Origin of the sequence: Stanieria cyanosphaera PCC 7437 (assembly GCF_000317575.1) — a bacterium.
Taxonomy (GTDB): Bacteria; Cyanobacteriota; Cyanobacteriia; order Cyanobacteriales; family Xenococcaceae; genus Stanieria; species Stanieria cyanosphaera.
This window is the reverse complement of the sequence record NC_019748.1, coordinates 5016318-5041209: the sequence shown is the minus strand read 5'-3', so window position 1 is coordinate 5041209 and position 24892 is coordinate 5016318. Positions and strand designations below refer to the sequence as shown.

Below are 24892 nucleotides of genomic sequence, written 5' to 3'. Positions count from 1 at the left end.
TTTATCAGTTGGGCAGTATCCCAAAACTAAATAGTACGATCTATATTTAGATTTAATTGTCAGAGTGCGATCTCGCCTTCGCCTCTGCTGCACAACACAAGATCGCAACACCAAATACAATTATGACTCAATTAGAAATTGCTCAACTTGGTAATCCTATTCTTAGACAAAAAGCACGCCTGATAGAAAATTTTAACGATCCAAATCTTTCTGCGTTAATTGATTCTCTGCTTCAAACTGTTGCTTCAGCTAATGGGGTAGGCATTGCTGCACCTCAAGTATCTCAATCTTATCGTGTATTTGTGATCGCTTCGCGCCCAAATATTCGTTATCCTCACGCGCCGATGATGCAACCAACTGTAATGATCAATCCTCAAATTATTGCTTATAGTGAGGAAAAAGTTCAAGATTGGGAAGGATGTCTTAGTATTCCAGGTTTAAGGGGATTAATTCGTCGCTATCAAACAATTGAAGTAGAGTACTATAACAGAGAAGGTCAAAAACAACGCCAAATATTGACTGATTTTGTCGCTCGTATTTTTCAGCACGAATTAGATCATCTTGATGGGTTGGTATTTTTAGACCGTCTCAATAGTAATCAAGATTTGTATACCGAAGAAGAATATCAAAAAATTGTTTTTTAAACCAAAATTATGAGTGAGTTGTCGGTCATTGGCATTGATTTGGGAGGAACAGCAATTAAATTAGGCTGTTTTCTGCAAGATGGGACTTGTACAGAATCTACCTCCATCCCTACTCCTCAACCCTCAACACCGATAGCAGTGATAGATGCGATCGCTCTAGCAGTAATCAAGTTAAATCAAACAAATCATTGCCAGGCAATTGGTTTAGGTACACCAGGTCCCACAGATGCTAATGGTAGGATTGCTCAAGTAGCTATTAATTTAGCTGGTTGGCAAGATGTTCCTCTCGCTGATTGGTTGGAAAGCAAAACAGCACTCCCAACAGTTTTAGCTAATGACGCTAATTGTGCTGGTTTAGGCGAGGCTTGGTTGGGCGCAGGGAAAAGATTTAAAAATTTAATTTTATTAACTTTAGGGACAGGAGTAGGTGGTGCAATTATCCTAGATGGTAAATTGTTTACTGGTCATCTTGGTGCTGCTGGAGAGTTAGGTTTAATTACTCTCTACCCCGATGGATATCCTTGTAACAGTGGTAATCAAGGCTCCTTAGAGCAATATACTTCAATTGCAGCAATTCGTCGTGCTACAGGAAAACAACCAGTAGAGTTAGGTAAATTAGCTCAGGCAGGCGATCGCGAGGCGTTAGAGTTTTGGCAAAGTTATGGTAAATTGTTGGGTATAGGATTAGCTAGTTTAATCTATGTGCTAACTCCCGAAGCAATTATTATTGGCGGTGGGATAAGTGCTAGTGCGGAGTTTTTCTTGCCTGCCACTTTAGCTGAAATTGAAAAGCGAGTTTTACCTAGTTCCCGTGTTGACTTGGAATTGTTAGTTGCTCAATTAGGTAATAAGGCAGGAATGGTAGGTGCAGCAAAGTTAGCTTGGCAAATGTTAGCAGCTAAATCAGGATAGATAGACGTAGAAGACTACGTCCTAAACCGAAGTAGAACTAAATTAATTTGATGGCACGGAAACCAAAATATAAACCAAGAGCAATTCCCGTGTAAAGACCAATAATCAGTACAAAAGAAATTACGCCACCCATAAACAATCTCCTTAGAATAATTTTAAAATTGTTTTATTGGTTATTTTACCATTGTGGTGTCAAGCTAAAAGCAATCAGCGTGACTACTCCCAACACTATAATCGAAGAGTTAGCGTGGGCTTTCCTCTGCTGTAAATAAACTTAAAAACGAACCAAAATAACTAATCAACCACAGTTCGGGCGATAAAATTTAGTCATAATTTTTGATTGGCAATGAACAAAAAAATAAACTTAATTTGAGCTTAAAAAAAAGTGAACGGTACACCGTCGCCCGTCGACGGTGCGGGGTTAACAAGCAGAGCGACTGTGTGCTGAATGCGCGTCCAGCACCTTGTACGCCCCGTGGCAAACCAAGTTCGGCAGACGACCCCTAGCCTGCGTTCACTGCATCTGTGCAGTCAATGTCATTTTCTGCCAAATTTATGGCAAGTATAGGTAATGAATCTAGCAGAAACGAACCATCATTGAACAACTTCAATCGCTTATTCTACAGTTATTAGTATAGATTTTATGCATCTTCAAACATTATGGAACAAGTTCTGCAATGGTGGTATGGAAGACAATTACAGCGACTGTCAGAGGAAGCTTTTAAAATTAGAGATGGTTTACTACAAGATTCTTTTGCCGTACGTCGCAGTATAGAATTGTCTTTAATCGACAATCGACAAATTTCCCAACAACTTTGCCTCAATTGGCTTAAGAAAGTAGAAGACTTTCATCATTCACTCAAAAATTTAAGCGATCGCTTATCTCCACCTTTTCTGGAAGATAGTTTTCCTCTAGCCATTCGACATCTACTTCAAAAATGGGCAATTAATAACGAAGAGATAAAACTAGAGTTAAATCTTCCCCAACAATGGCAACAACAATCAAACAATTCTGGATTAATTTTAAGTTTTCTAGATGAATTACTCAAAATATCTCTCGCCACAATTGAGCAACAAACCTTAGTAAAAATAAGTTTGTCACAATTTGAAGGTATAAATGAGCTTCAAGTTCAGATTTCTTATCCAGATGCAATAAGTCTAGCTCGTTCTTGTAATGCTCAAGAATTAAACTATCTACAAGAATCATTTCAAATCTTGACTTTAGGAAAGTGCTTCAATAAACGTCAAGAGCTATCGGTTACCTGGTATTTTCATTGGCAATCAAGTATTGGAGATAAATAATTATGAGTAAAGCTGCCGTCAAACAAAATGTCATGAAAGTTTTAATAGTAGACGATCATCAATCAGTTTTAACAGGAACTATTGGTATCATTCAACAGCAGTATCCAGAAGCAGAAATTTGGCAAGCACAAACAGTAGAAAATGCTTTAGAAAAACTCAACAGTTTTCAGCCCGATCTCGCGATTGTAGATCTATCGCTTCCGCTCAAACATGGGGATAATGCCGAACCTACTAAAGGAATTGAATTACTCAAAACCTTGTTAACAAAATATCCCACTCTCAATATTGTCGTACAAAGTGCCGATCCTAAAACTTTAGTCAGGCTAAAACCCAATATTTACGAACACGAAGGAGGTTTTACTGTAGTAGATAAAAGTGCTACTCTTCAAGAACTACTTACCAAAATAGATTGGTCGTTACAAGGATTGGTTTTTACTCCCAAAGAGATGCGTAACGGTTTGGAAGTAAAAGAAGAATGGTTAAAACTTCTCGAATTAGCTTTTGCTGAAGGATTAAAAGATAAAGAAATTGCCAATCGAATGAGAGTAGCAGAAAGAACCGTGCGTCATTATTGGACAAAAATTCAAGATGCTCTAGAAGTATATCCAGAAGAAGAGAAAAATATTCGTATCCTTACTGGAATTAAAGCTAAAGAAGAAGGTTTAATCGACTAATTTTTTAAGTTGGAGGTAATCGAATGAACTACCTCTATCTTTACCTTAAGCAAAGCAATCAAAAATAAAGCGAAATAAACTCAAGCGTGCGCCATGTTATTTCAAATAAGGCTTCAAAGTTTGTCGAAGTAGATTAATGAGAACACGCATTTTTAGGTTGCCTCAAAATCGCGAGTTGTCTGTCTGATTCATAGGGTGTGATTAAGGTATAGTTACTTTTAATCACACCCTTTTCGTTTTTACTTTGGCAAGCCTTCCTTTTCTTTTTTGTCCCGCACAGAGATTTTTATTAGCAATTTGTTTAATTAATTTTGTGTACTTGTTTATCAACAACCATCTTCAAAGACATATACAATTACTTCTTGCAGGCGAATAAGTTGGTCATAGAAAAAATATCCAGGTCTAACAGTACTACAAATATAATTATGTTTGCTAGACTCTTCGGTATTTGTCGTTCCTACAATTATTTGAATTTGACTGTCAAAAAGATCGCCTTTTTCCACACAGAAAACATTTTCTTTTATCAGTACACCTTCTAACTGGCGATCAATTTCTTGTAATATTTTTGATTCCTTTAATGTCTCTTCAGACCGAGCAAATAAAATCCAATCTCGTATTTTTATTAACTCTTGGATAGTAATAAAGAGTTCTAAATTTTTAGATTCGCAAGCATCATTAATCTTTTTTTGATTGTCAATATTTTCTGAATCTATCAAAATTAATTTTTCTTTTGAAGCCGACCAATCTGGTTCTAAATTGGCTAGTAAATTCGGTTTAATTTCTCTCGATTCAGTATTATGTTTAACTAGGTTTAGCTTTGATTGTCGATTGGGTTTTTGCTTATTAAAATTACTATCATCTAAACGTTCGAGTAAATTACAAATACTTTTCAAAATATCTAAAGGGTCGTCAAACTTTGTGTGTGATACTAAGGGCGATAATTGATTCAGATGTCGAGCTTGATTTTCAGCTTTTAAAGCTAATATTTTTAAATTTTCTAGATATTTTGTATATTCGAGCCAAGGAAATATGGTTTCTAGAAAAGATGAACTTAAAGAAGAAAATATTTTTAACATGGTTAGTAATGAATGTTTGTAAATTATTAGTCTAGAGAAATTGTCGATCAAATATTGTCTGCTATAAATAGAGGTATTTTTTCGCTTTACTAAGACGATAAAAAACTCTCTCAAAAGAAAGAGATAAAATTCGAGCAGCTTCGAGAGTATGGGTGTCTGAATTAATATAATCATTAGCTCTAGAACGCCAATAATACATAGATTCTTTGGCAATAATTAGCATTTCTGCAACAGTCGCTCTTTCAGGGTTACCGAGTCTTTCAGCGCAGGATGTACCGTTTTCACCAGTAATATTTAAAAGTTGTTGAACTTCATTGGGATGAAAATCTAGTTTTCCTAGATAATAACTGCGTAAAACTTTTAATTCTTGAAAATCGTGAGCATTAATTTCAATTTCTTCGATTTTAGCTAAAATTTTGTTAACTGCTTGCAGATCGTGGGTTTCACAAGTCGATCTCTCATCTTGATCGCAGTTTTGCTGAATTTGAAAACAAGCTGCTTTGATTTGTTGCAATCCAGTATTAAATTTGATTAAAAAAGCACGATTGCCAAAATGAGAAACTATTAGTTGTTTAAGTTGAGGAACACCACTAGCATCGAGCAATCTTTTTTGTAATTCTAACTGAGTTAAATTTTGCTCTCGCAATAACTGACAAGCTAAAAACACTCCATATTGTCCCAATCTGTCTAGAAGTGAAGAGCGATCGCTTTTCTGAGGAATTTGGGGTTCTTCAGGATATTCTTTACTAGTAAATCTTTCAACTGTACGAAGCAAACGCTCTAATCTTTCTTCTGACAATTCGGCTAATCTCTTAAGTGTCTCAAACTCTTCTTTAGCTAAAGTTTGCGCTCCCAAAGCCAAACAACCAGCGAGCGGGCGGATAGTATGAAATAAATGGCGTAATTGAGGATATTCTGACATTAAACGTTGGGCAATTTTTTCTCCTTGAGTTAAAGGATTATTTGCTTCTTGCCAATAAGAATCTATTTTAGTCAGAACTGCGATCGCGTTAATTGGGGTTATTTTACCTAAACTCGAACCTTGAAACTCTTCCATCGCTACTGCATCTGCTGTATGCACACTTTGGTTGAACAAGTAAAGTACTGCATCTGCTTTAGCTGTTTCAATTTGAGTTATTTCTGAGAGTTTCTTACCATGTAAATTTAAAAACTGACGAGTATTTTCCGAATCATCTTGATAATAAGATTCTAATCCTGGTGTATCAATTAAATTAAAAGTTTGCAAAATAGGGTTGGGATAAAAGACCTCAATATAGGCAATGTTGAGGAGGTATTGATGAGAGCGATCGCTTCTTTTGGTTAAATCGGCAAGTTCCGAAATAGATTTAGTTTCTGGCGGACGTTTATCTTTAAAATGCACTTTTAAAGAAGATTTTTCCCCATAACGTAACCAGTTAACATTAAAAGTAGCTTCTACCGTCCCCGTAACTACCAAAGCTTCACCGAGTAAAGCATTTATAGCAGTTGATTTACCAGCTTTAATTTTCCCCACAATTGCCACGCGCATCGGTTGTTCTAGTTGATACTCGCATTGTCGGATGAGATGGTATAGTTTTTCTAGAGAAGCGCGACTGCAAGTTTGTTGCAGGGCAAATTCAAAAAATTCTTTTGCTTGTTCCCGTAATGAGAGCATTTTAGCCATTAGCCCAGTCTCCAAAATCATTACTAGCTGTTGACATAGTGATTACATTTACGCTCTTTTGTTCATTTCGAGTTTGGCGTGTTTCATCTTCATTTGAATTGGTACTTCCGAGAGCGTAAGATGAAGCAAATGAAGTAAGATCGGTTTGTTTGATTTTTGCTATGGATGATTGAGGAAAAGAGCGATCGCTAACAGTTATTAGATTAGGTATTAAAATTTTTTGAGCGAGTGTTTCGGTGGCTTGTTGCAGTTGAGTTAATTGTTGTAGAGGAGCTTTAATCTCAAATAATCTCTGGCTAATTTTATCTTTAGACAATTTACGCGCCTGCTGTAAAGATTGTAAGCTTTTTTCCCAAGTTTCTTTTCCTAGGCGAATTTTTTCTTTTAATTCTGTTTGCAGATAACGTTCTAGACCGATCAGCCCTCGCTCGAGATTGTCTCGACAATAACTCAAACTATCTTCCGTAAAAGGTTTGATAATTTCTGCTACTTCCTTTTTGAGATTATTAAGTTCTAGTTGATTAATTTCTTTGACGCTTTTTTTCCAAGAGGCAGGTATACTCAAGACTCCCACAACTGCTGCACCAATTAATCTTCCGTTTCTTGCAAAATCACTAAATTTTTGACCGACAGAAAAACCAAATACACCGCCGAAAATCCATCCAATTGTACCTCCGATTAAGGTTACACTACCAGAATGAGAAGCAGCTTTTCGTCCTATAACAACAGTTTTTTTCCACCAATTCAGTTGTTCTCCCTGTCCGACTTGACTGAGGTCGGGAGAAGGAGAATTAATAGATAAATCGCCTATTTCAAAGGTGCTTAAATTTAATTGAGAAGAAAACTCAATTTTACTTTGAAGAATTTCTGCATCGGCTACAATTTCTTTCCCCAAACCGATTGCAAAATTATTAACATCTGTAACGATCAAATTAGCAATTTGTTGAGGTTCAGCAAGTAAACGAGGATCGTCTAGATATTTTTGCATTCTCAAGCGAATTTGTCTTGCTCCTCGCTCGAAATTGCCTGCCAAAACTTTCTTACGAATATCTTGAATACCGTAGTTTAATTGAGTTAACCATTGAGAATTATGATCCGAAAGACTTTTGTAGCGATTTTGAGCTTTTTGAAGTTGAGTTTCTAATTCATCTAATTTTTCTTGATTATCTTTTTGATAGCTTTGAAATTCAGTTTGCAAAGGTAACTGCATACTAGCTAAGTTATCAGCTAATTCATTGAGAGCGCGACTCAATAAGATTTTACCGCGTTGTTGGTTGAGAAGTTGCCACAATTGTTTTTCCAAAGTTTCAAAATTACTGTCTTCGAGATCTTCCGGGTCTTGAGATTTTAAATAAGCAAGTTTAGTCCGACTAGAAACTGGAATAATAGGAATAATTTCTTGAGCAAGTTGTAAAGTCTTAGCAAGCTTCTGACGATTGCTTTCTACTATTTCTTGATAGTTTTTGACTGCATCGATTTTGGTAACAATAAAAATAATATGAGGACAATTTTTATGTATATTCCTAATAAAATCTAATTCTTTGGTTGATAAAGGTGCGGTAGCATCACTCACAAACAGAACTACATCCGCATTGACAATAAAGGTATTAGTGGCTTGGGTATGCTCGATATTCAAACTACCCAGACCAGGAGTATCGACTAAAATTAAACCTTCTTTTAGTTTTTGATTGGGAGATTCGATTGATAATATTCGTGCTTGTTTGTGATTGTCTTTATTTCCTTTTTCGGTAACATAATCGGCAATTTGCGACCGCTCGATAATTATGTTTTCGGGTCTATCAAAATCGCCACAGAGAACAGTAATTTCTTCTTTCTTTCCATAGGCAATCGTAGAGACTAAATTAGTAGCAATATCCAGATCTACAGGAAAAAGAGCGGGTTCTTCTAAAATAGCGTCGAGAAGACTAGATTTTCCTTGTTTAAATTCACCAGCTACCACAGCCATTAATTTGCCGTTAATAAGATTTTGGGCTGCATTTTTTAATCTAGTTAATGTTGCTAGTTCTTGGCGTTCTTTAGCTAAATTAATAGCTTTTTGAAAAAGAGATAAAAGTTGTTGTTTTTGTCGATAAAAAGTGGTGTTATTATTCATAATTCATACTAAATTTTCTAAATAATATAAATTTAATTAATGACCAAAGCTTCGCTCTTTAAGGAATAAGGAAAAAGATCGATGGATAACTAACTTTTTCCTTTTTTCTTAAGGTAAAAGCCCCGTCCTTCTTCCTTGCCCCGAAGGAGTTTGATAATTTAGAAATTGCCGAGAAAGCGAGCGAAAAATTTGGGAGCTAGTGCGCGATAATAAGGTTCGAGATCGGGTTCGAGCAGTAAACTCAATAACTCTTGAAAGCGTTCTATCCACTGCTGTGAAAAAGAATTACCCTCAACTAAAGTTGACAACATTTCATCGTACATACTCAGCAATTCTCGCCGTTTCTGTTCGTACTCTTTAACCTTCATCCTGCTAACCCGAGCGTGGGGAAAAGTACCTACAGGTTCTGTCCAGATTAATTCTGGTGCGGGATTTTTGAAACGCAAATCGACGTATTCTACGGGAACTTGATTCGTCCAATCAACGGTAATGGTGGCAAAAGGAGGAAAAAGGGCAATTTGACCTTCTGAATTACGATTGGTGCTGAAAAAAGGCACAATTAGATAAACTTTTCCTTCTTGACGTAAGGGGATCGACCAACCAGTAGATGCTTCCATTGGAATTAGTTGACGGGCAACCGACATCTTGCGGATGTTTTTAAGCAATTTTTCGGTATATCCAATGGTTTCGGTTTGGGGAACTAGAGTGGAAGAATTATTCATGATTACCTCTTAAGATTTATTAATTAAACGGTTTGAATCGTGCGACCTGTAGTGGATACCATGTAGCTATTACTATCAGCCCAGGCATCGATGAATTCGTCGGCGGGAATCATTGTGCCTTGACCATTAGGACTACCGGGATCGTTGAGAATAACCATGGGATTATTGCGATCGCTATAATCGATACCGATTACCTGTACGGCATGGTTGCAATCTTGACCTGGAATACATCCAGAGGATTCGGAATAGTCATCTAAATAGTCTTCTTGGTAATCATCTTGACCGAGATTCCAAATTTCATCAGCATCGAGACTGACTAATACTTTGTCTCCATTCTCTAGCTTGGCACTGAGGTCTTCTAAAGTATTATCTTGGGTACGTTCTACTTCAAAACCGTAATCTTCCAGCAACCTACCTAAATTATCTAGGGAAGTACCGTAACCAGGACTGTAATAACCTTTATCGATCGCTTCTTGACGTAATTGTTCTTCAGAAAAATCCATTCCAGTTAGTTCGTCGAGAATGAATTCCTGAGAAACTATCGCGCAGGTATCTGGATAAGTTTGTTGATGCCAATTTTCTATGTCACTATCGGGATTACCTACTAATTCTACTTCTGGAAGAAATTCATCTTCTGGGAATAAGCTATCCTCTGGAAGAAAATCATTTTCTGGTAATAAACTATCTTCTGGAATAAAATCATCCTCTAGAAGAAATCGATCTTGAGAAGAAGCTAGAATCGGGTCTTCAGCTTCAGGCAATCCAACTATCTCGATTGAATTTGGGTTTGCTTGCCCTTCCCAATAATTTTCATAGTTATCATATCGCCAAGAATCAATAATGCCATCACCATTACTATCGATTTCGTAGGCAATAGTCGTTCCATCAACTATACCATCGTTATTGGTATCAGATTCGATTAGGTATCCTCCTTCTACGCCATCGCCGTCAGCGTCATAGGGTATTGCCGTACTTTCATAGTCACCATCACCATCAAGATCTAAGGTGATTAATTCGGTAGAATTGCTTATATCTATGCCAAAATCTTCGTACATATCCTTTTATTTCCTATTTATTGAAATTTACAGACTTTTTCAAAACAAAACTGCTGTCTATAACCCTCAATATAGAAAAATTAACTAGCCTAAAAAAGGATCGTTTCTGCTACTTTTATTGCATAAACAGGCAATTCAGTTGGTCAAAAACAACACCTAGATTGACAGAAATCGTCCTGTTCGTTCTTATTGGTAAATGGTCAAATAAAAACATTAAGCTACTTGAGCTATTAGTTTTAAATAATTAATTCTCTTTAATATCGATCAATTCAAGCTTAACAGTACAAAAATAACAATTAATTAGAGTAGCAAAAATGAAAACAAAATTTTTTATTTCAACCTTAGCAATACCAATAATCATTTGTACAAATATTATTTTTAATGCTCAATCTGCACGAGCTATTAATATTAGCAAACCTCTGACTTCATTTATAGTTAAAAACACAAATGGTATAACAAGAGCAGCTACCTATGCATGTTTACAAAATGAGCCATGCAAAAATAATCTTTATTGGGTAATCGGTGGAGGAATTGCAATTGTCTTGGTTGGTTCTTGTCTAAAGCGAGACTAAGCTGTTAATTGTTTGAATTAGGTATTATTAAAACCCATAACCCAGACTGAATAAGTGGTAATGAAATATTTGCATCACAGTTTAAATGCATAACAGTTTCAGCAGAATTTGATAAGTTAATACCAAATTAATTGACGCTCTCTCGCCAGAGACGAGAGATTCTTCCTTCATCCAGCTAACTTATCTAGCAAGCTTTCACTCACTAAACAGAGGTTAATCTGTCCAGAATCGTTTAAAGACTCGGTACGCCCTACCGCGTCTAATCCTTTATTTAAAATGTTTATAGCAGCATTGTGGTCACGGCAAAGCACTATACCGCACTCACAGATATGAGTTCTAGTACTGAGACTTTTCTTGACTCTTTCCCCACAACTACTGCAATCCTGACTTGTGTAATTCGGATTGACTGCCACTAACTTTCGTTGGAAGACCTTAGCAAAATACTCTAACCATTGTCTGAACAATGACCAGCTAGCATCAGTCACTGACTTAGCCATCCTAGTTCTAGCTAAACCTTTAATATTAAGATTCTCAATCACCACGATATCATTAGATATCATTACGCACCTTGCTAGCTTCACAGCAAAGTCTTTACGCTGGCGACTTACCTTAAGATGTTGTCTAGCTAGTTTTTGTCTTGCCTTACTACGGTTGTTAGAACCTCCGCGCTTACGACTTAAAGACCTCTGAAGACGTTTTAATTTCTTCTCAGCTTTGCGTAAGAATCTAGGATTCTCAACTTTATCTCCGTTAGAGTCGGTATAAAAAGACTCTAGACCAACATCTAAGCCGAGCGCATTGTGTGTTGGTGTACAATCTTCTAACCGTTTTTGGTCAATGCAAAACTGGGCATAATACCCGTCTGCTCTCTTAATTAATCTAATGCGTTTAATCTGCTCAATTTGATAGTAATGTAAATCGTAAGTTCCTATCAGTTTTAATCCACCAATACCTGTTTTATCAGTAATAGTTAAATATTTACGGTCTTGAGAGAGCTTCCAACCAGAGGTTTTATATTCAACACTTCTAGAGTTTTTCTTAAACTTAGGGAATCCCTTTTTACCAGTTATTTTTTTCTTACAGTTATCGTAAAACCTAGAAATAGCAAACCAAGCCCGTTCTGCACTAGCTTGTCTAGCCATTGAATTAAGGTTAGCAACGAAAGGAAACTCAGCTTTATTATCAGCTAAAACCTTGGTCAACTTATTCAAAGCAAAGCAATTGATTTTATCTTCTTTAGAAGAATCAAGCCACAACCGCAAGCATTTATTTCTAATGAATTGACTAATACGAATGGCTTCATTAATAGCTTGGCATTGATGCTTATTAGCTTTAACTTTGAATTCGTAAACTAACACCTGGTTCGACCTTTTCTAGATGTGTTATATTAATTGTACATTTTCAGTGTCTCACTCGTCAATTCAGTGAAAACTAGTTATTACAAAACTCGTAGAGCTACTTACAATCTCACTGTACATTTAGTTTTAGTAACTAAATATCGTCGCCAAGTCCTTACTAGCGAGATGTTGTCTAATTTAGAAGCCAGCTTCAAATCTGTCTTGGAAAAATGGGATGCTAAATTAATTGAGTTTAATGGTGAGGCTGACCATATACACGTTTTAATTAGCTATCCACCTCACAAACTATTGAGTGGTTTAATATCTAATTTAAAGTCAACATCTTGTAAGAACCTATGGAAGGATTATCAACAAGAATTAGCTAAGACATATTGGGGAGGTAAGAAGCTATGGACAGGTGCTTATTTTGTAGCAAGTTGTGGTGGTGTAACTATTGAGCAACTTAAAAAGTATGTACAAAATCAAGACTCGCCTCAATGAAGGTTCGCTATCATCTCGTCACGCCTAGGTGAGAGTCTTCTCGCTCACAATAGATAAATTATTTGTGGGTAGAGGCGGTCACGTAGTGCCAGCCTTCGCTGACCGTTTCTCTGCTACTAGGCTAAACCACGGAAAGCCGAATTGCGTAGGCGCGACGGTTTCCTTCTGCACCTTTAGAGAGGCAATTCTCCCTTACGATATCTGTCGCATTATTTTTTCTATTTGGTATAAGTTGGCTGAAATCTACATTTAGATTGACAGTAAATGTCCTATTACTCGCTACTAGTAGATGGTCTAATTAAAGCATCGAACTATTTAGACTATTACTTTTAGATAATTAATTTTATTTAGCGATGAATATTTTATTAGGTATTGATTTTGGTACTTGTAATTCTAGTGCAGCCCTAGTGATAGAAAATCACTTGAGGGTTGTCAAAGAACCTTTAAAACAAGGATACTCTTTTGCTTCTAGTGTTTATTTAACCGAACAGGAAGAAATCATAGTCGGACAAGCAGCAGAAAACAATCGACTGCGGGATCTCCGCAGATATCGGCAGCAATTTAAGCGAGAATTAGGAATCAGTCAACCTTATCCTTTAGGCGATCGCTTTTTTCTGCCCCAAGAATTAATCACAGAAATACTTAGAAAACTCAAAAGCGAAGCTGAAAAAATGGCAGCAGCACTAGGAAAAACATCAGTTAACGATGCTGTAATTACTATCCCTGCCACCTATCAGCAATACAAACGCCAATTAATGGAACGAGCAGCCCAAACGGCAGGATTTACCTCGGTCAAGCTTTTGGTAGAACCAGTCGCAGCAGCTACTTACTACGCTCATCACAATCAAGCACAATTTAAAGAAGGAGAGACAATTCTCGTCTACGATCTCGGTGGCGGTACTTTTGATGCTACCTTGATTACTAAAAAGGGTTCTGGATATCAAATTATAACCGAACCGATGGGATTGGAGCATTGTGGTGGTACGGATTTCGACCGTGCTATTTATCAAGACTTAAAAAATCGCTGTAGTCCCGCTTTACGGAAACAACTCGAAGATAGGGAAGCATGGCGAACGAGAATCAGCATCTCCGAATATTGTATCGATCTCAAACATCAACTGAGCGAAACAGAAGAGGCAACCGTCTGTATTCCTATTGGGACAGAAATAGAACAGTATCGACTAACCCGTACCGTTTTTAATCAAATGATTGCTTCTTCGGTTAAAGAAACTATCATCATTTGCGATCGCTTAATTCAAAATGCGGGTATTGATTGGCAAGCAGTCGACCGAGTTTTAATGGTAGGAGGTAGCTGTCGCATTCCCTATATCCAAGAAGTTGTAGAGAAAAAATTAGGGCATTCACCTTTATTAGTAGACGAACCAGAATTGGCAGTTTGTCAGGGAGGTGCGATTTATGGCACAAATTTTGCCAAAACTTCGAGTTTGGTCAACTCAAAGCCCAATTCAACAAAATTATTAAATGGGCGATATGCTTTTCAAAAACAACTTGGTAGAGGAGGACAAGGAAAAACTTATTTAGCTTCAGATTGCAAGCTTTCAGGTAATCCTCTCTGTGCGATTAAACAATTACAGCCAGTAAATGATGCCAAGTTATGGGAAACTGCCAAACGTCTTTTCCTTCAAGAAATAGCAGTATTGGGAAAAGTAGGAAATCATCCTCAAATTCCCCGTCTTTTAGATCATTTTATTGAAAATCAAAAATTTTATCTCGTCCAAGAATATGTTGAAGGACATTCTTTAAGTTTAGAATTATTACCAGGTGAGCGTTGGAGCGAAGAGCGAGTTATCGAGTTGTTGAAAGAAGTTTTAGAATTACTAACTTTTGTCCACGAAAACAACGTTATTCACCGAGATATTAAGCCAGATAACTTAATTAGACGCAAAATAGATAACAAATTAGTATTAGTAGATTTTGGAGCAGTCAAGCAAGTTAGAGCTTCTCGTATAACTACTAATTCAGGAAAGATTATTTCTACTTCATCTATTGGCACTATGGGTTATATGCCTCCAGAACAACAAAGAGGTCAAGCTTCTCCTAGTACCGATCTCTATGCTTTGGGTATGATTGGTATCTCGGCACTGACGGGAATTAGTGCGCTAGAACTACAATTAGAACACTCAGACTCCAGTACAGAAGAACTAAATTGGCAGCAGTTTGCATCGGTAGATAGTAAATTAGCTCAAATTCTTACCCGCATGGTTTCTTACCTGCCTAAAGACCGCTATCAAACTACAAAAGAAGTTTTTGAGGAGATAGATTCGTTTGGCAGACTGACAACTACAGTTGAGGAGCGATTAAAATTAATCAATCGACCACAGTTGAGTGAACGGTACTCCGCCGATGATAGGGTGGGAAACACTTCGGGCTTGCGTTCACTGCATCTCCGCAGTCAACAGAATTTAGTTATATTTTTTGACTGGCAATGCACTAAAACTCTTACAAGTCATTTAGCTTCTGTTTCTGATTTAACTTTTAGTTCCGATGGCAAAAATCTTGCCAGTGCTGGTGACGATGGAACTATTAAACTTTGGCATCTCGATAACTGGGAGCTAGTACATGAGTTTACTCGCAAGTCAGGCTTTTGGAAACGCGACACTACTTATTTCACTTCTGTAGCTATCAGTTCTGATGGGTTGGCGATCGCGGGTGGTTGCCTAGATAAAACAATTAAATTATGGCATCTCAAAAATGGTGATTTGATTCGTGAGTTTAAAGGTCATACCGACTCAGTTTATGCGACTGTCATTAGCCCTGATAATCAATTTTTAATTAGCAGCAGTCGCGAAAAAACCATCAAAGTTTGGAATTTATATACAGGAAAAGTTATTCACAATTTGGTCGGACATTCAGATTCAGTATATAGTTTAGCACTCGATCCTGAAGGAAAAATTTTAATTAGTGGTGGTCGAGATAATACCATCAAAGTTTGGAATTTGGCGAGCGGAAAATTAATCAATACTTTAAATGGGCATTTAGATTGGGTTCGTTGTCTGGCAATCAATCCCAAGCAAAGAAATTTTGTCAGTGGCAGTAATGATAACAAGATCGAGCTTTGGGATTTAGATACTGGAAAACTATTACGGACTTTTCAGGGTCACGAAAATTGGGTGACTTCTGTAGCGATTTCTCCAGATGGCAATACCTTAATCAGTGGTAGTCGCGATCAAACAATCAAATTATGGCGGTTAGATAGTGGACAAGAAATTGCTACCCTCAAAGACCATTCAGAATCAATTTGTGCTGTGGCGATCGCTCCTGATGGTTCGACGATTGCTAGTAGTAGTAAAGACGGAGTTATTAAAATTTGGCAACTTAATTAATTCTAATCTGTATTAATTAAATATTTACTAGATTTAACGATTGTTGTTTAGCCAAAATGTCTCGTTTTTTATTTTATCAAGATTTAAATTTAACTATTAATAGATAAGTCAAAAATATTCTTAAATTTTAATAAATAAAACTTTCAATATCTTTTAATCAATTTTAAATAACTTTCAAAATAACTAAGGAGAATAAAAATGATTCAGACTAAATCTTCAATTAAAACTCAGCAGTTTTCTAATGTAATGCCAATTTGGAAATTCTGTATCTTATATGTTATTACTTATGGATTTTATGCATATGCTTGGGGTCATAAGCAATGGAAATTTCTTAAAGACAGAGAAAATTTAAATATTAATTGTTGGCTACGCTCTATTTTGTTTCCTTTTTTTATGTATGGATTGTATAAAAAAGTTTTTGTGGTTGCGGAGAGGGAAGGTTATCGAAAAAAATCATCTGCTTTTTGGGGAACTGTATTTTATTGGAGCTTTGGGGTTGTGTTATTGTTCTCCCATAATGATCTGATTGGGATTCTTAGTTTTTTACCATTACTACCTCTTCTCAATGCAGCTAACTATTATTGGGAACAAGAACAATCTCATTTACCTATTAATACTTCTTTTACAATCAGAGAAGTTCTTTGGATTTTATTTGGTATATTTTCATGGATCGGATATTTGGTATATTTTTCTGGAGCTTAATTTTAATCAGGAGCAGTCAATCATATATCTAACAAGCTGTAGTGCGCGGACATCGCCAGCTTAAATTAAGGGAATAACGAACGGGGAATGTCCTAATCTTTGCTTCGACTAATATAACAATCTCAAATCATTTTAGAGAATAGCCAATGACAGAGGACACTCACAAGCAATAACTCTCCATTGTCAAATAGGATTACTATATATCAACTAACTAAAGTATCTTAATAACTGCGCTAGGAAAATAATTTCCTGACTAATAGTAAAAGTCGTCTAAAGACTACTGGGTAGTCATAAATTCTCTGAGAAAGCTTGAAGATGGTTTAATCTCAAAATTATCAATTTAATTTACTAACGCCAAAAAAAGTAAATGTCGTTTTCTGCCAATTTTCTTACAAATATAGGCAATGAATCTAGCAGAAACGAACCATTATTTAGTAACTTCAATCGTTTACTCTACAGTTAGTAGTATAGATTTTACGCATTTTCAAACATCAAAAAACAAATTCTGCAATGGTGGTACGAAAGACAATGACAACAACTGTCAATCGATTACCTCTATATCAATCCTCTCGAACTATGGAGTATTAAAAATGAATCAAGCTATCATTAAAATTTTAGTGATCGATGACCATGAAACGGTTTTAAATGGAACGATTGATGCGCTCGAACAACAATATCCCAATGCAGTTATCGATCGCGCTAAAACCAAACAAGAAGCAACTCTACAGTTAAATAGTTTTAATTACGACTTGGCAATTGTAGATTTAGTAATTCCAGAATCTTACGAACAACTACCTCAGTCTGAGGTAGGAATTGAATTATTGAGAACTTTATTCCAAAAATATCCTAATCTAAACATTGTCGTACAGAGTATAGAACCAGAAAGATTAATTTTGCTCAAATCTGCTATTGACGAACATCAAGGTGGATTTTGTGTCGCCAATAAAAGTCTGACTCTTCAACAAATGCTGACTAGAGTAAATTTAGCCTTGCAAGGAGAATGTTGGACTCCTCGCGAATTACGTCCTAGAAGCTTAGAATTGAGAGAAGATTGGCTTACGGCGATCGCTTTTAAATTTGAAGAAGGACTCGACGATCCGACAATTGCTAAAAAAATGCACAGATCCGAAAGTACAGTCCGCCATTACTGGACAAAAATTCGAGATGCAATAGAAGTATATCCAGAAACAGGAAAGGATTTGAAAATACAAACTCTACTCAAATTAATAGAAATTGGCATTATCAGTTATTAAAAAAAGAACTTTTTCGAGAATACATATTTTTTGCAGTACTAATCAAACTGCTGCTAACTTTTTTGGCAAACTTTCCAATTTAATAGTCAAGTATTTTTATCAATAATTCTAATTCGCTTTAGCTTTACTTGACTTCTGAACTAATAATTAGAATTAAATATGAATCCTTTTTTTTGGCAAAGCTTGAAACAAAAATTCAAACAAGAATTAATCATCTGGCGCATAGGTGCAATGCCTGGAATCTTAGTAATTTCTTTGATAGTCTTGGCGCGAGTAACGGGCAATTTACAGTTTTTAGAATTAGCAGCATTTGATCGCTTTTTACGTCTGCGTCCAATCGAACCTACCGATGAAAGGATTTTAATTGTCGGGATCGATGAAGAAGATGTTCAAAAAATTGAAACTTATCCCATTCCCGACCGCGATTTATCCGCATTGATCGAAAAAATAGCATCTAATCATCCTGCTGTAATTGGTGTAGATATTATTCGAGATCTACCAGTTCCTCCCGAAGATGCCGAGGGATACGCTCGATTAGTTAGAGTTTGGCAGAAATATCAGAATTTAATCGGTGTTGATAAAGCTTTACCAGATCGTGGGGGTAATATTATTAAACCTCCACCATCTTTACCTCCCGAAAGGGTTGGTTTTATTGATGCTGTTCTCGACGAGAGTAGTCTCAGACGTATTGTATTAAGCACTTCCAATCTTCAGGGAGAGTATCGAGAATCTTTGATAATAAAGCTGGCACAAATTTATTTAGCCAAACAAGGATGGACGATGGAGAATGTTCCTGATGATGAATGGAGCATTGCTTTTAATGATAAGGCATTACCTCGTTTACAACCCAACTCTGGTGCCTATGTTCGTGTAAATAGTGGGGGCAATCAAATCTTATTAAATCCTCGTAGCAACCAAACTCCTTTTACAATTGTTTCTCTCGAAGACATTAAAAATGGTAAAGTTTCCTCACAATTAATTCGCGATCGCATTGTTTTAATTGGAGTTACTACTTTAACCGCTAAAGATATTATTAATGTTCCTGGAATTCCTCATCGTCCCTTCGTATACGGAATCGAATTGCAAGCTCATGCTATTAGTCAAATTGTTAATGGGGTTTTAGAACAACGACCTTTAATTAAAACCTGGACAGATGGTTGGGAGTATGTCTGGATTATTTTTTGGGGTTTAATCGGAATTAGTTTGAGTCGTTTTTTGCGATCGCCCTGGTCGATTTTTGTCGGTTTGGGCATCACGGGAATTATTTTAATCGGGATTTGTTATGGCGCGCTGTTATTAGGTTGGTGGATTCCTGTCATTCCCAGTCTCTTGGTACTATCAATTAATGCTGCTGGTTTGACGGCTTCACTTTTCTATCGTTATCGACAGGAGTTGGAATATTTAAAATTGCGATCGCAAGATCGGCAAAAGAGTATCGAACGTATTTTTGATGCTATTCACGCTCAACCACTGCAAACTCTCGCTCAACTTTCGAGTAAATTAAAACAATTTAATTTTGTTTCCCCCGAAGATAAAAATATTTTAGTATCCCAATCAGAACAATTAGACCTGGAGTTGCGGGAACTTCGGGATTCGATTAGCAGGGAAATGATCAGAAGCGAAAATATCATTTTTATCAATGAAGTGCAAATTAATCTGCAAAATCCACTTCAAGATATTCTCTATCAAACCTATGATGAAGTTATGAGGAGAGATTTACCCTGTTTTCCTACTATCAAAGTTAGAATTCCTAATTTTAAAGAATTAGATGAAAGTAGACTATCTCTCGAACAAAAAAGCGATCTATGTCGATTTTTAGAAGAAGCCCTAATTAATGTAGGCAAATATGCCGAAGGCGTAACTCGTCTCAAAGTAAGCTGCGGACAAGAAAAGGAACAAAATTTTATCCGTGTTGAAGATAACGGTATAGGAGTTGAGATTGAAAGGCAAACAGAGCAGCGACAAACTGGAGGATGGGGTTCAAAAGCTGCAAAAAACTTAGCTTGGCAATTGGGAGGAAAATTTCAGCGTCGTCCTAATTTTCCCAAAGGAACTGTTTGCGAACTAACCTGGGCGGTTAATAAAAGTTGGTTTTGGTTTTTCTAGCTATTTGTACTATTATTGTTTTATTTTTTTTGCATAAATATGCAAATTTTTTGGGTTAAAACTACAGATTTTTTGGCATAAAAGTTTATTTAAGCAGCTTTTAAATTATTGTTTAATAAAATAGTTGAAAACAAAAAAACAAGATTTTTAAGTCAATATTTTATGTTAAAAACTTCAAAATACATTTTCGGTACTGTAGTATCTCTCTCTTTAATGGTCATTACTTACAGTATAGTTACAAAAGCAGAATCTCAAAATAATTGGCTAAAAAAAGCAACAGGAAATTATCAAAGTTTTATTTGGAATGCAGGTACTCTAACAAGGGGAACGACAGAATTTAATTTAGTTGCTCGAAATGAACTAATTGGTAGTTATACAATGAGAGAAAAACATTCGACCGTTTCTGGTGCTTTATCTGAGTGTCAATCAATCAAAATTGGTTTGATTAGCTGTAGATGGAATGATAAATACGGAACGGGAAATCTGACAATCGTTTTTTCCAAAGACTTTTCTAATTTCAATGGCTACTGGAATTTGGAAAATTCTCAACAAAAATTTCCCTGGCGTGGTTCGCGGTTGTAAGTTTTAGTTTTTAATAATAATTAGAAAGTATCAATTAAATTGTGTCTACAAAAATAATTATGAATAAGCCGAAGCAAATATTTTATAAATATAAACATCAATATCGATCTTGGCTTTTTTTACTTTTTATAAGCTTATTTATAACAATTCCAACTATAGCTCTAGCCAAGTATAAAAAACCTTCAAATCCATCTATTGCCAATGCTGAGGGAACTACCTCTACCAGAACGGGGGGATGTAGTAGTAATACTCAAACAAAACTAACCGCGATCGCTCCTCAAAGCTATATAGGACAAACTGTTTCTGCTCATCCTACTTTTGTCTGGTATGTCCCAGACACTAAATCTTATCCTTTAGAATTTCATCTATATCGACAAGATGCTGACAAGAAACTTGAAAGGATTTACCGATCTAGTTTACAAAGTTCTCCAGGATTTATGAAAATATCTCTTCCCGAACAAGATCAAGGTTTATCTGTCGGACAAAAGTATCTTTGGAAAGTAGTCTTGATTTGTGATCCCAACGAAACATCTCAAGCTTTGGAAGCAAAAGCTGAAATTGAAGTAGTTACTACTCCACCAGAATTAGAAAAGCAACTAGCTACCGTCAAACAACCACTTGCTAGAGCGGATGTTTATGCTACTTCTGGATTGTGGTACGATGCTTGGGCAGAAACTTTAAACACTACAGAACCATTAAAAGCTAAAGATTTACAATTAGCTTTGTTGAAGGATTTAGTAGAAACAGAAACACCTTCAAACGATAATATTGTTCTACAAAAGGAAAAAATAGAGCAGATTGTTCAGGTACAAACACGCCAAAATTCTTCTCAATTACCGTAACCCAAAAACGCGAGACTTTCTAGTCAAATTGAGTGCGGGCTACTTTGCATTCTTTTTATTACTTTTCTAAAGTAACATCTTGTAATGGTTCTCCAGTACGATGTTGAGCAATTTGAATAATTATTTTTTGTTCCAGTTTATTTAGGAAACCAAATAAGCGACCTTCAGAAAATAGATGATACTTACCTTTCATTAGGTTAGATACTTCTGGTTGTTTAATCTTCAAAAGAGTCGCAATTTCTTGCTGTTTTAAATGACGACTTTCTAATATTTGGCGGACAGTATAACCCAGTTTGGCACGAATCAATAGTTCTTCTGCGTCTTCTAAGTCCAGATCTTCAAAAACATTGCCACTACTTTTGATAAATTCGATTGGCGTGTTTTCTTCACTCATTAGTTTGACTCCTTCGAGATCTCAAGTGCTTGCTTATAACGTTTTTTAATTAAATCGACATCTTTCTGTGCCGTCTTTATACCCTTGGGCGATTTTTTCTGAAAAGCATGAAGGACATAAATGCAGTTTCCAATTTGTATCGCGTAAACCGTCCTGTAGGTATCAGAGTCAAATCGTGTAACAATCTCAAAAATTCCATTGCCTACTCCCTTAAGAGGCTTGGCGTTGTCTGGTTTATCTCCTTTTTGTGCATCATACAGAGATGAACCAATATCACGACGTACAGCATCTGGGAAGCTTTTGACTTGTTTGAGGCTATCTCCCATCCAAATAACTAATTTGATATCATTACCATTTGCCAATCACTTTCTCCATTTTATAAGTATTTACTTATAAATTCAATCTCTTATTTTGCCACACAAACACTATGAATTTTGAAAAAACAAGAGAAGTTATACTAAACACGTCGCTACAACCAATTACCAATCAAAATAAAAGGAGACCAGTAAGCAGGGTGAGAATAATCTCCTTCTTTGATCAGTTTAATTTGAGCCTGTCGTAATGCCTCAGCCTTATTGAGATTGGGATTTTCTAAAGCTGCATAAAAATCTCGAACGAGTTGGGCAGTTATGGTATCGTTAATTGCCCACAGAGAAGCCAACGCACTTTTTACTCCTGCTTGTACGGCTACTCCTGCCAATCCCAAAGCAGAGCGTTCATCGCCGATCGCTGTTTTACAAGCTGTTAGAGCTAGTAATTGAATTTCAGATGCTCCTTCTGGAGTGTTGCGAAGGATTCGATCTAGTTCGGAGATTGTTAGTTTGCGTCGATCGCCCGTGATTAAAAAAGTATCTTTTGGTTCGGCTCCAAATTCGCCGTGAGTGGCAATATGAATAATAGGATAGGTAGTTTGATTTAATTCTTGTTGTAGGCGATCGCGGGTGAATTCTCGATTTAATAGTTTCTTACTTCCTTTTAATTCTTGTTCTATACTTTTTACTTCTTCAGTAACTTGAGGTAAAGCGGGAAAGAGAGTATTGTTTACTTTAGCTTCTCGATCAAAACCCAAAGCTAATGCTTTTAACTGTTGACGATTGCTCGGGCTAAAATTAGTAAGTTTTAAACTAGGAGTAGTCGCGATCGCATATTTCTGGATTAAAAACTGTTTGCCATCGTAAAGTGCTGCCATCGGAATACTGCGTAAAATTCCATCTTGAATAAAGACTAAAGTTGTAATCTTTTCGCGTTCGAGATCTTCAGCAAAGGGTGCGATTAGTAAATTGTAGATATTTTCTGCCTGTCCGGTATCGTACACTTCATCAAAAAACCTTCCCAAACCCCGACGAAATTCAATAATTTCTTGTCTGAGACTCTCTCGATCTCGCTCGATCCAGGTAATTTTTTTGGTAGAGGAGGGAAAAGTCACTATAATTCCCGTGCGATTGGGTAAAATAATTGAGTTAAAAATGGCAGTATTTTTATCCGTACTGGTTAGAGTAGTCGCTCGGTTAAATTCTGCGATTGCACAATCGTTACCAAAATAGTTTTGTAACTCTGCCAGTCTGAGGGCATCTATATTATCGAGAGCAGAATTTAAATTAGTGATTGAATTTTGTTCTGTTTGGATTGAACTTAGGGTGGGAACACGTTCTAACTTAAGAGCAATTAAATCTCGATAAATAGGCTCGATGCGATCGCGAAAATCAAATTGTAGATTTTGATTAGCAGTTAATAAAGCATCCCGAATGCTTTCGAGAGTTTCTAGAGATTTTTCGTAAGCTGCGATCGCTTCTGGTTGTTTATCTTGTGCTTTGAAAATTCTTCCTGTTTGCCATTCCCATTGATAGAGACTATCTTTGTTTTCCAAACCCTGTTCGGCAGCTAAACGAGCTTGTTGGGTTAATTGTAAAGCAAGCTTGTATTCCTGGCGACATTCGTAAAGATGCCCTAATTCCCCAAAAGCAAAAGATTGAGCGCGATTATCCTGGAGATTTTGAGCGATAGAAACAGCTTGTTCTAAAAGAGCGATCGCTTGAGGATGTAAATTTGATTCTAGACATTGAAGGGAATTGTTAGTCGGAGGTTGTAATAATTTAATCAACTCGATAGTTGCGTAAACTCGATCTCTTCCTTCTGGTAAAGTATTCAATAAGGTTAGAGCTTGCTGTAGTTGTCGGGCAGCGAGATGATCATTATCCAGGCGATAATTAATAGGTAGGGTACTTAGCAAAACTTTAATCTGACTGAAAGAATTTTTTGGTTGAGAAGCTAGCTGTAAACTTTTTTGAAAACTTGCTAATGCTTGCCGATCTCGATTTATTGCTTTTTGTTTGAGTCGATTTGATTCTTCTTCGTCTCCTCTTCCTGATGCCAATTCGGCACGACGATAATTTATTCGAGCGAGGCTACTATAAGTATTACCGAGACTATTTAACGCCGATAGATAAAATGTTTTTTTATGATTAATTTCGGCAAGTTTTAAACTAGCTTCTAAATACTTAACTGCTGCTTGGTAATTTCCTTGTTGGCGATAAGTTTCTCCCAAACTTCCCTTAGCTGCTATCTCTCCCAATAAATCCTTTTGCTGACGGGCAATTTGTAAAGCAGTACCTGGAAAACAATTTTGTTCGCTTCCACATAGAAGTGCGATCGCACCTCTGTGTTGTCCTAAAAGATTGTATACTTGGGCTTGTTCGGTCAGAGATCTACCAACTTGTTGAGTATCTCCTAATAACGTGTAATTATTGATCGCACTTTGCCAGTAATCTGAAGCGAGATCGATTCGTCCGATTTCTCGGTAAGTTCTAGCCAAATTTTCTAGAACTATAGTTTCTGCTCGCTTATTTTGGTTATTTTGATAAGTTTTTAAAGCTTTTTCCCACAAGGCGATCGCACTTGAAAAATTACTTTGGTTATATAATTCCACTCCTTGCCGTACTAATTCTTCTGTAGATGTGTTTACTGGTGTTGCTTTAAGAGGAACACTCAACGACAAACAAAAAGTAAAACTACTCAAAAATAAAAGAGGAAGAAAACAGCGAACCCAAAATCTAGAGAAGCGTTTAAACATTGATCGAGTTTCCAGCTTTTTGAGTTAT

At 36.4% G+C, this 24892-nt stretch carries 22 protein-coding genes; 12 read left to right on the top strand and 10 right to left on the bottom strand.

Features of this window, described 5'->3' with window-relative positions; genetic code table 11:
* Window positions 1–122: 122 nt before the first annotated feature.
* Complete coding sequence (gene def, locus STA7437_RS22100; protein ID WP_015195611.1) at window positions 123–644, top strand: peptide deformylase; 522 nt, start codon at window positions 123–125, stop codon at window positions 642–644.
* A gap of 9 nt (window positions 645–653) precedes the next feature.
* Window positions 654–1556, top strand: a complete 903-nt coding sequence (locus STA7437_RS22095; RefSeq protein WP_015195610.1) for an ROK family protein — start codon at window positions 654–656, stop codon at window positions 1554–1556.
* A gap of 37 nt (window positions 1557–1593) precedes the next feature.
* On the opposite strand, the gene petL is transcribed toward STA7437_RS22095, so the two are convergent.
* Entirely contained in the window at window positions 1594–1689 is a 96-nt protein-coding gene (gene petL, locus STA7437_RS22090; protein WP_015195609.1) for a cytochrome b6-f complex subunit PetL, read from the bottom strand.
* Window positions 1690–2216: 527 nt separating this feature from the next.
* Between petL and STA7437_RS22085 the strand changes: the two genes are divergently transcribed.
* The gene (locus tag STA7437_RS22085; protein ID WP_015195608.1) at window positions 2217–2858 is read left to right on the top strand and encodes a hypothetical protein; all 642 of its coding nucleotides are present in this window, start codon (window positions 2217–2219) and stop codon (window positions 2856–2858) included.
* A gap of 2 nt (window positions 2859–2860) precedes the next feature.
* Entirely contained in the window at window positions 2861–3532 is a 672-nt protein-coding gene (locus STA7437_RS22080) for a response regulator transcription factor (RefSeq protein WP_015195607.1), read from the top strand.
* Between the two features lie 326 nt (window positions 3533–3858).
* Here the strand turns inward: STA7437_RS22080 and grpE are convergent, their stop codons facing one another.
* The 5 genes from grpE to STA7437_RS22055 all read right to left on the bottom strand — a co-directional run bounded on the left by grpE (window position 3859) and on the right by STA7437_RS22055 (window position 10161).
* Entirely contained in the window at window positions 3859–4608 is a 750-nt protein-coding gene (gene grpE, locus STA7437_RS22075; protein WP_015195606.1) for a nucleotide exchange factor GrpE, read from the bottom strand.
* 61 nt (window positions 4609–4669) lie between these two features.
* Window positions 4670–6271 carry a dynamin family protein gene (locus tag STA7437_RS22070; RefSeq protein WP_015195605.1) on the bottom strand — a complete coding sequence of 534 codons (1602 nt, stop codon included), beginning with the start codon at window positions 6269–6271 and terminating at the stop codon, window positions 4670–4672.
* A complete protein-coding gene (locus tag STA7437_RS22065) occupies window positions 6264–8384 on the bottom strand; it encodes a dynamin family protein (protein ID WP_015195604.1) in 2121 nt (706 codons plus the stop codon). The genes STA7437_RS22070 and STA7437_RS22065 overlap by 8 nt, the downstream gene beginning before the upstream one ends.
* Before the next feature lie 158 nt (window positions 8385–8542).
* Entirely contained in the window at window positions 8543–9106 is a 564-nt protein-coding gene (locus tag STA7437_RS22060; RefSeq protein ID WP_015195603.1) for a hypothetical protein, read from the bottom strand.
* A 23-nt stretch (window positions 9107–9129) separates the two neighbouring features.
* On the bottom strand, window positions 9130–10161 hold the full coding sequence (locus STA7437_RS22055) for a C39 family peptidase (RefSeq protein WP_015195602.1): 1032 nt from the start codon (window positions 10159–10161) through the stop codon (window positions 9130–9132).
* 314 nt (window positions 10162–10475) lie between these two features.
* On the opposite strand from STA7437_RS22055, the gene STA7437_RS22050 reads away from it, so the two are divergent.
* Window positions 10476–10733, top strand: a complete 258-nt coding sequence (locus STA7437_RS22050) for a hypothetical protein (protein ID WP_015195601.1) — start codon at window positions 10476–10478, stop codon at window positions 10731–10733.
* 167 nt (window positions 10734–10900) lie between these two features.
* Here the strand turns inward: STA7437_RS22050 and STA7437_RS22045 are convergent, their stop codons facing one another.
* Entirely contained in the window at window positions 10901–12091 is a 1191-nt protein-coding gene (locus STA7437_RS22045; protein ID WP_015195600.1) for an RNA-guided endonuclease InsQ/TnpB family protein, read from the bottom strand.
* Between the two features lie 66 nt (window positions 12092–12157).
* Between STA7437_RS22045 and tnpA the strand changes: the two genes are divergently transcribed.
* The 7 genes from tnpA to STA7437_RS22010 all read left to right on the top strand — a co-directional run bounded on the left by tnpA (window position 12158) and on the right by STA7437_RS22010 (window position 21400).
* Complete coding sequence (gene tnpA / locus STA7437_RS22040; RefSeq protein ID WP_015195599.1) at window positions 12158–12571, top strand: IS200/IS605 family transposase; 414 nt, start codon at window positions 12158–12160, stop codon at window positions 12569–12571.
* A 353-nt stretch (window positions 12572–12924) separates the two neighbouring features.
* Entirely contained in the window at window positions 12925–15915 is a 2991-nt protein-coding gene (locus tag STA7437_RS25135; protein ID WP_015195598.1) for an Hsp70 family protein, read from the top strand.
* 198 nt (window positions 15916–16113) lie between these two features.
* Window positions 16114–16617 (top strand): hypothetical protein, encoded by a 504-nt coding sequence (locus STA7437_RS22030; RefSeq protein WP_015195597.1) that lies wholly within the window; start codon window positions 16114–16116, stop codon window positions 16615–16617.
* Between the two features lie 590 nt (window positions 16618–17207).
* Window positions 17208–17870 carry a response regulator gene (locus STA7437_RS22025; RefSeq protein ID WP_015195596.1) on the top strand — a complete coding sequence of 221 codons (663 nt, stop codon included), beginning with the start codon at window positions 17208–17210 and terminating at the stop codon, window positions 17868–17870.
* Between the two features lie 159 nt (window positions 17871–18029).
* Window positions 18030–19976, top strand: coding sequence for a sensor histidine kinase (locus STA7437_RS22020; protein WP_015195595.1), 1947 nt, complete (start codon window positions 18030–18032; stop codon window positions 19974–19976).
* A gap of 162 nt (window positions 19977–20138) precedes the next feature.
* Window positions 20139–20558, top strand: a complete 420-nt coding sequence (locus STA7437_RS25130) for a hypothetical protein (protein ID WP_015195594.1) — start codon at window positions 20139–20141, stop codon at window positions 20556–20558.
* Between the two features lie 59 nt (window positions 20559–20617).
* The gene (locus STA7437_RS22010) at window positions 20618–21400 is read left to right on the top strand and encodes a DUF928 domain-containing protein (RefSeq protein WP_015195593.1); all 783 of its coding nucleotides are present in this window, start codon (window positions 20618–20620) and stop codon (window positions 21398–21400) included.
* Window positions 21401–21458: 58 nt separating this feature from the next.
* Here STA7437_RS22010 and STA7437_RS22005 read toward each other — a convergent pair whose 3' ends face one another.
* The 3 genes from STA7437_RS22005 to STA7437_RS21995 form a co-directional block, all read right to left on the bottom strand.
* On the bottom strand, window positions 21459–21794 hold the full coding sequence (locus STA7437_RS22005; protein WP_015195592.1) for a helix-turn-helix domain-containing protein: 336 nt from the start codon (window positions 21792–21794) through the stop codon (window positions 21459–21461).
* Complete coding sequence (locus STA7437_RS22000) at window positions 21794–22156, bottom strand: type II toxin-antitoxin system RelE/ParE family toxin (protein ID WP_015195591.1); 363 nt, start codon at window positions 22154–22156, stop codon at window positions 21794–21796. Before STA7437_RS22000 ends, STA7437_RS22005 begins: the two co-directional genes overlap by 1 nt.
* 107 nt (window positions 22157–22263) lie before the next feature.
* On the bottom strand, window positions 22264–24864 hold the full coding sequence (locus tag STA7437_RS21995; protein ID WP_015195590.1) for a CHAT domain-containing protein: 2601 nt from the start codon (window positions 24862–24864) through the stop codon (window positions 22264–22266).
* Window positions 24865–24892 lie beyond the last annotated feature (28 nt).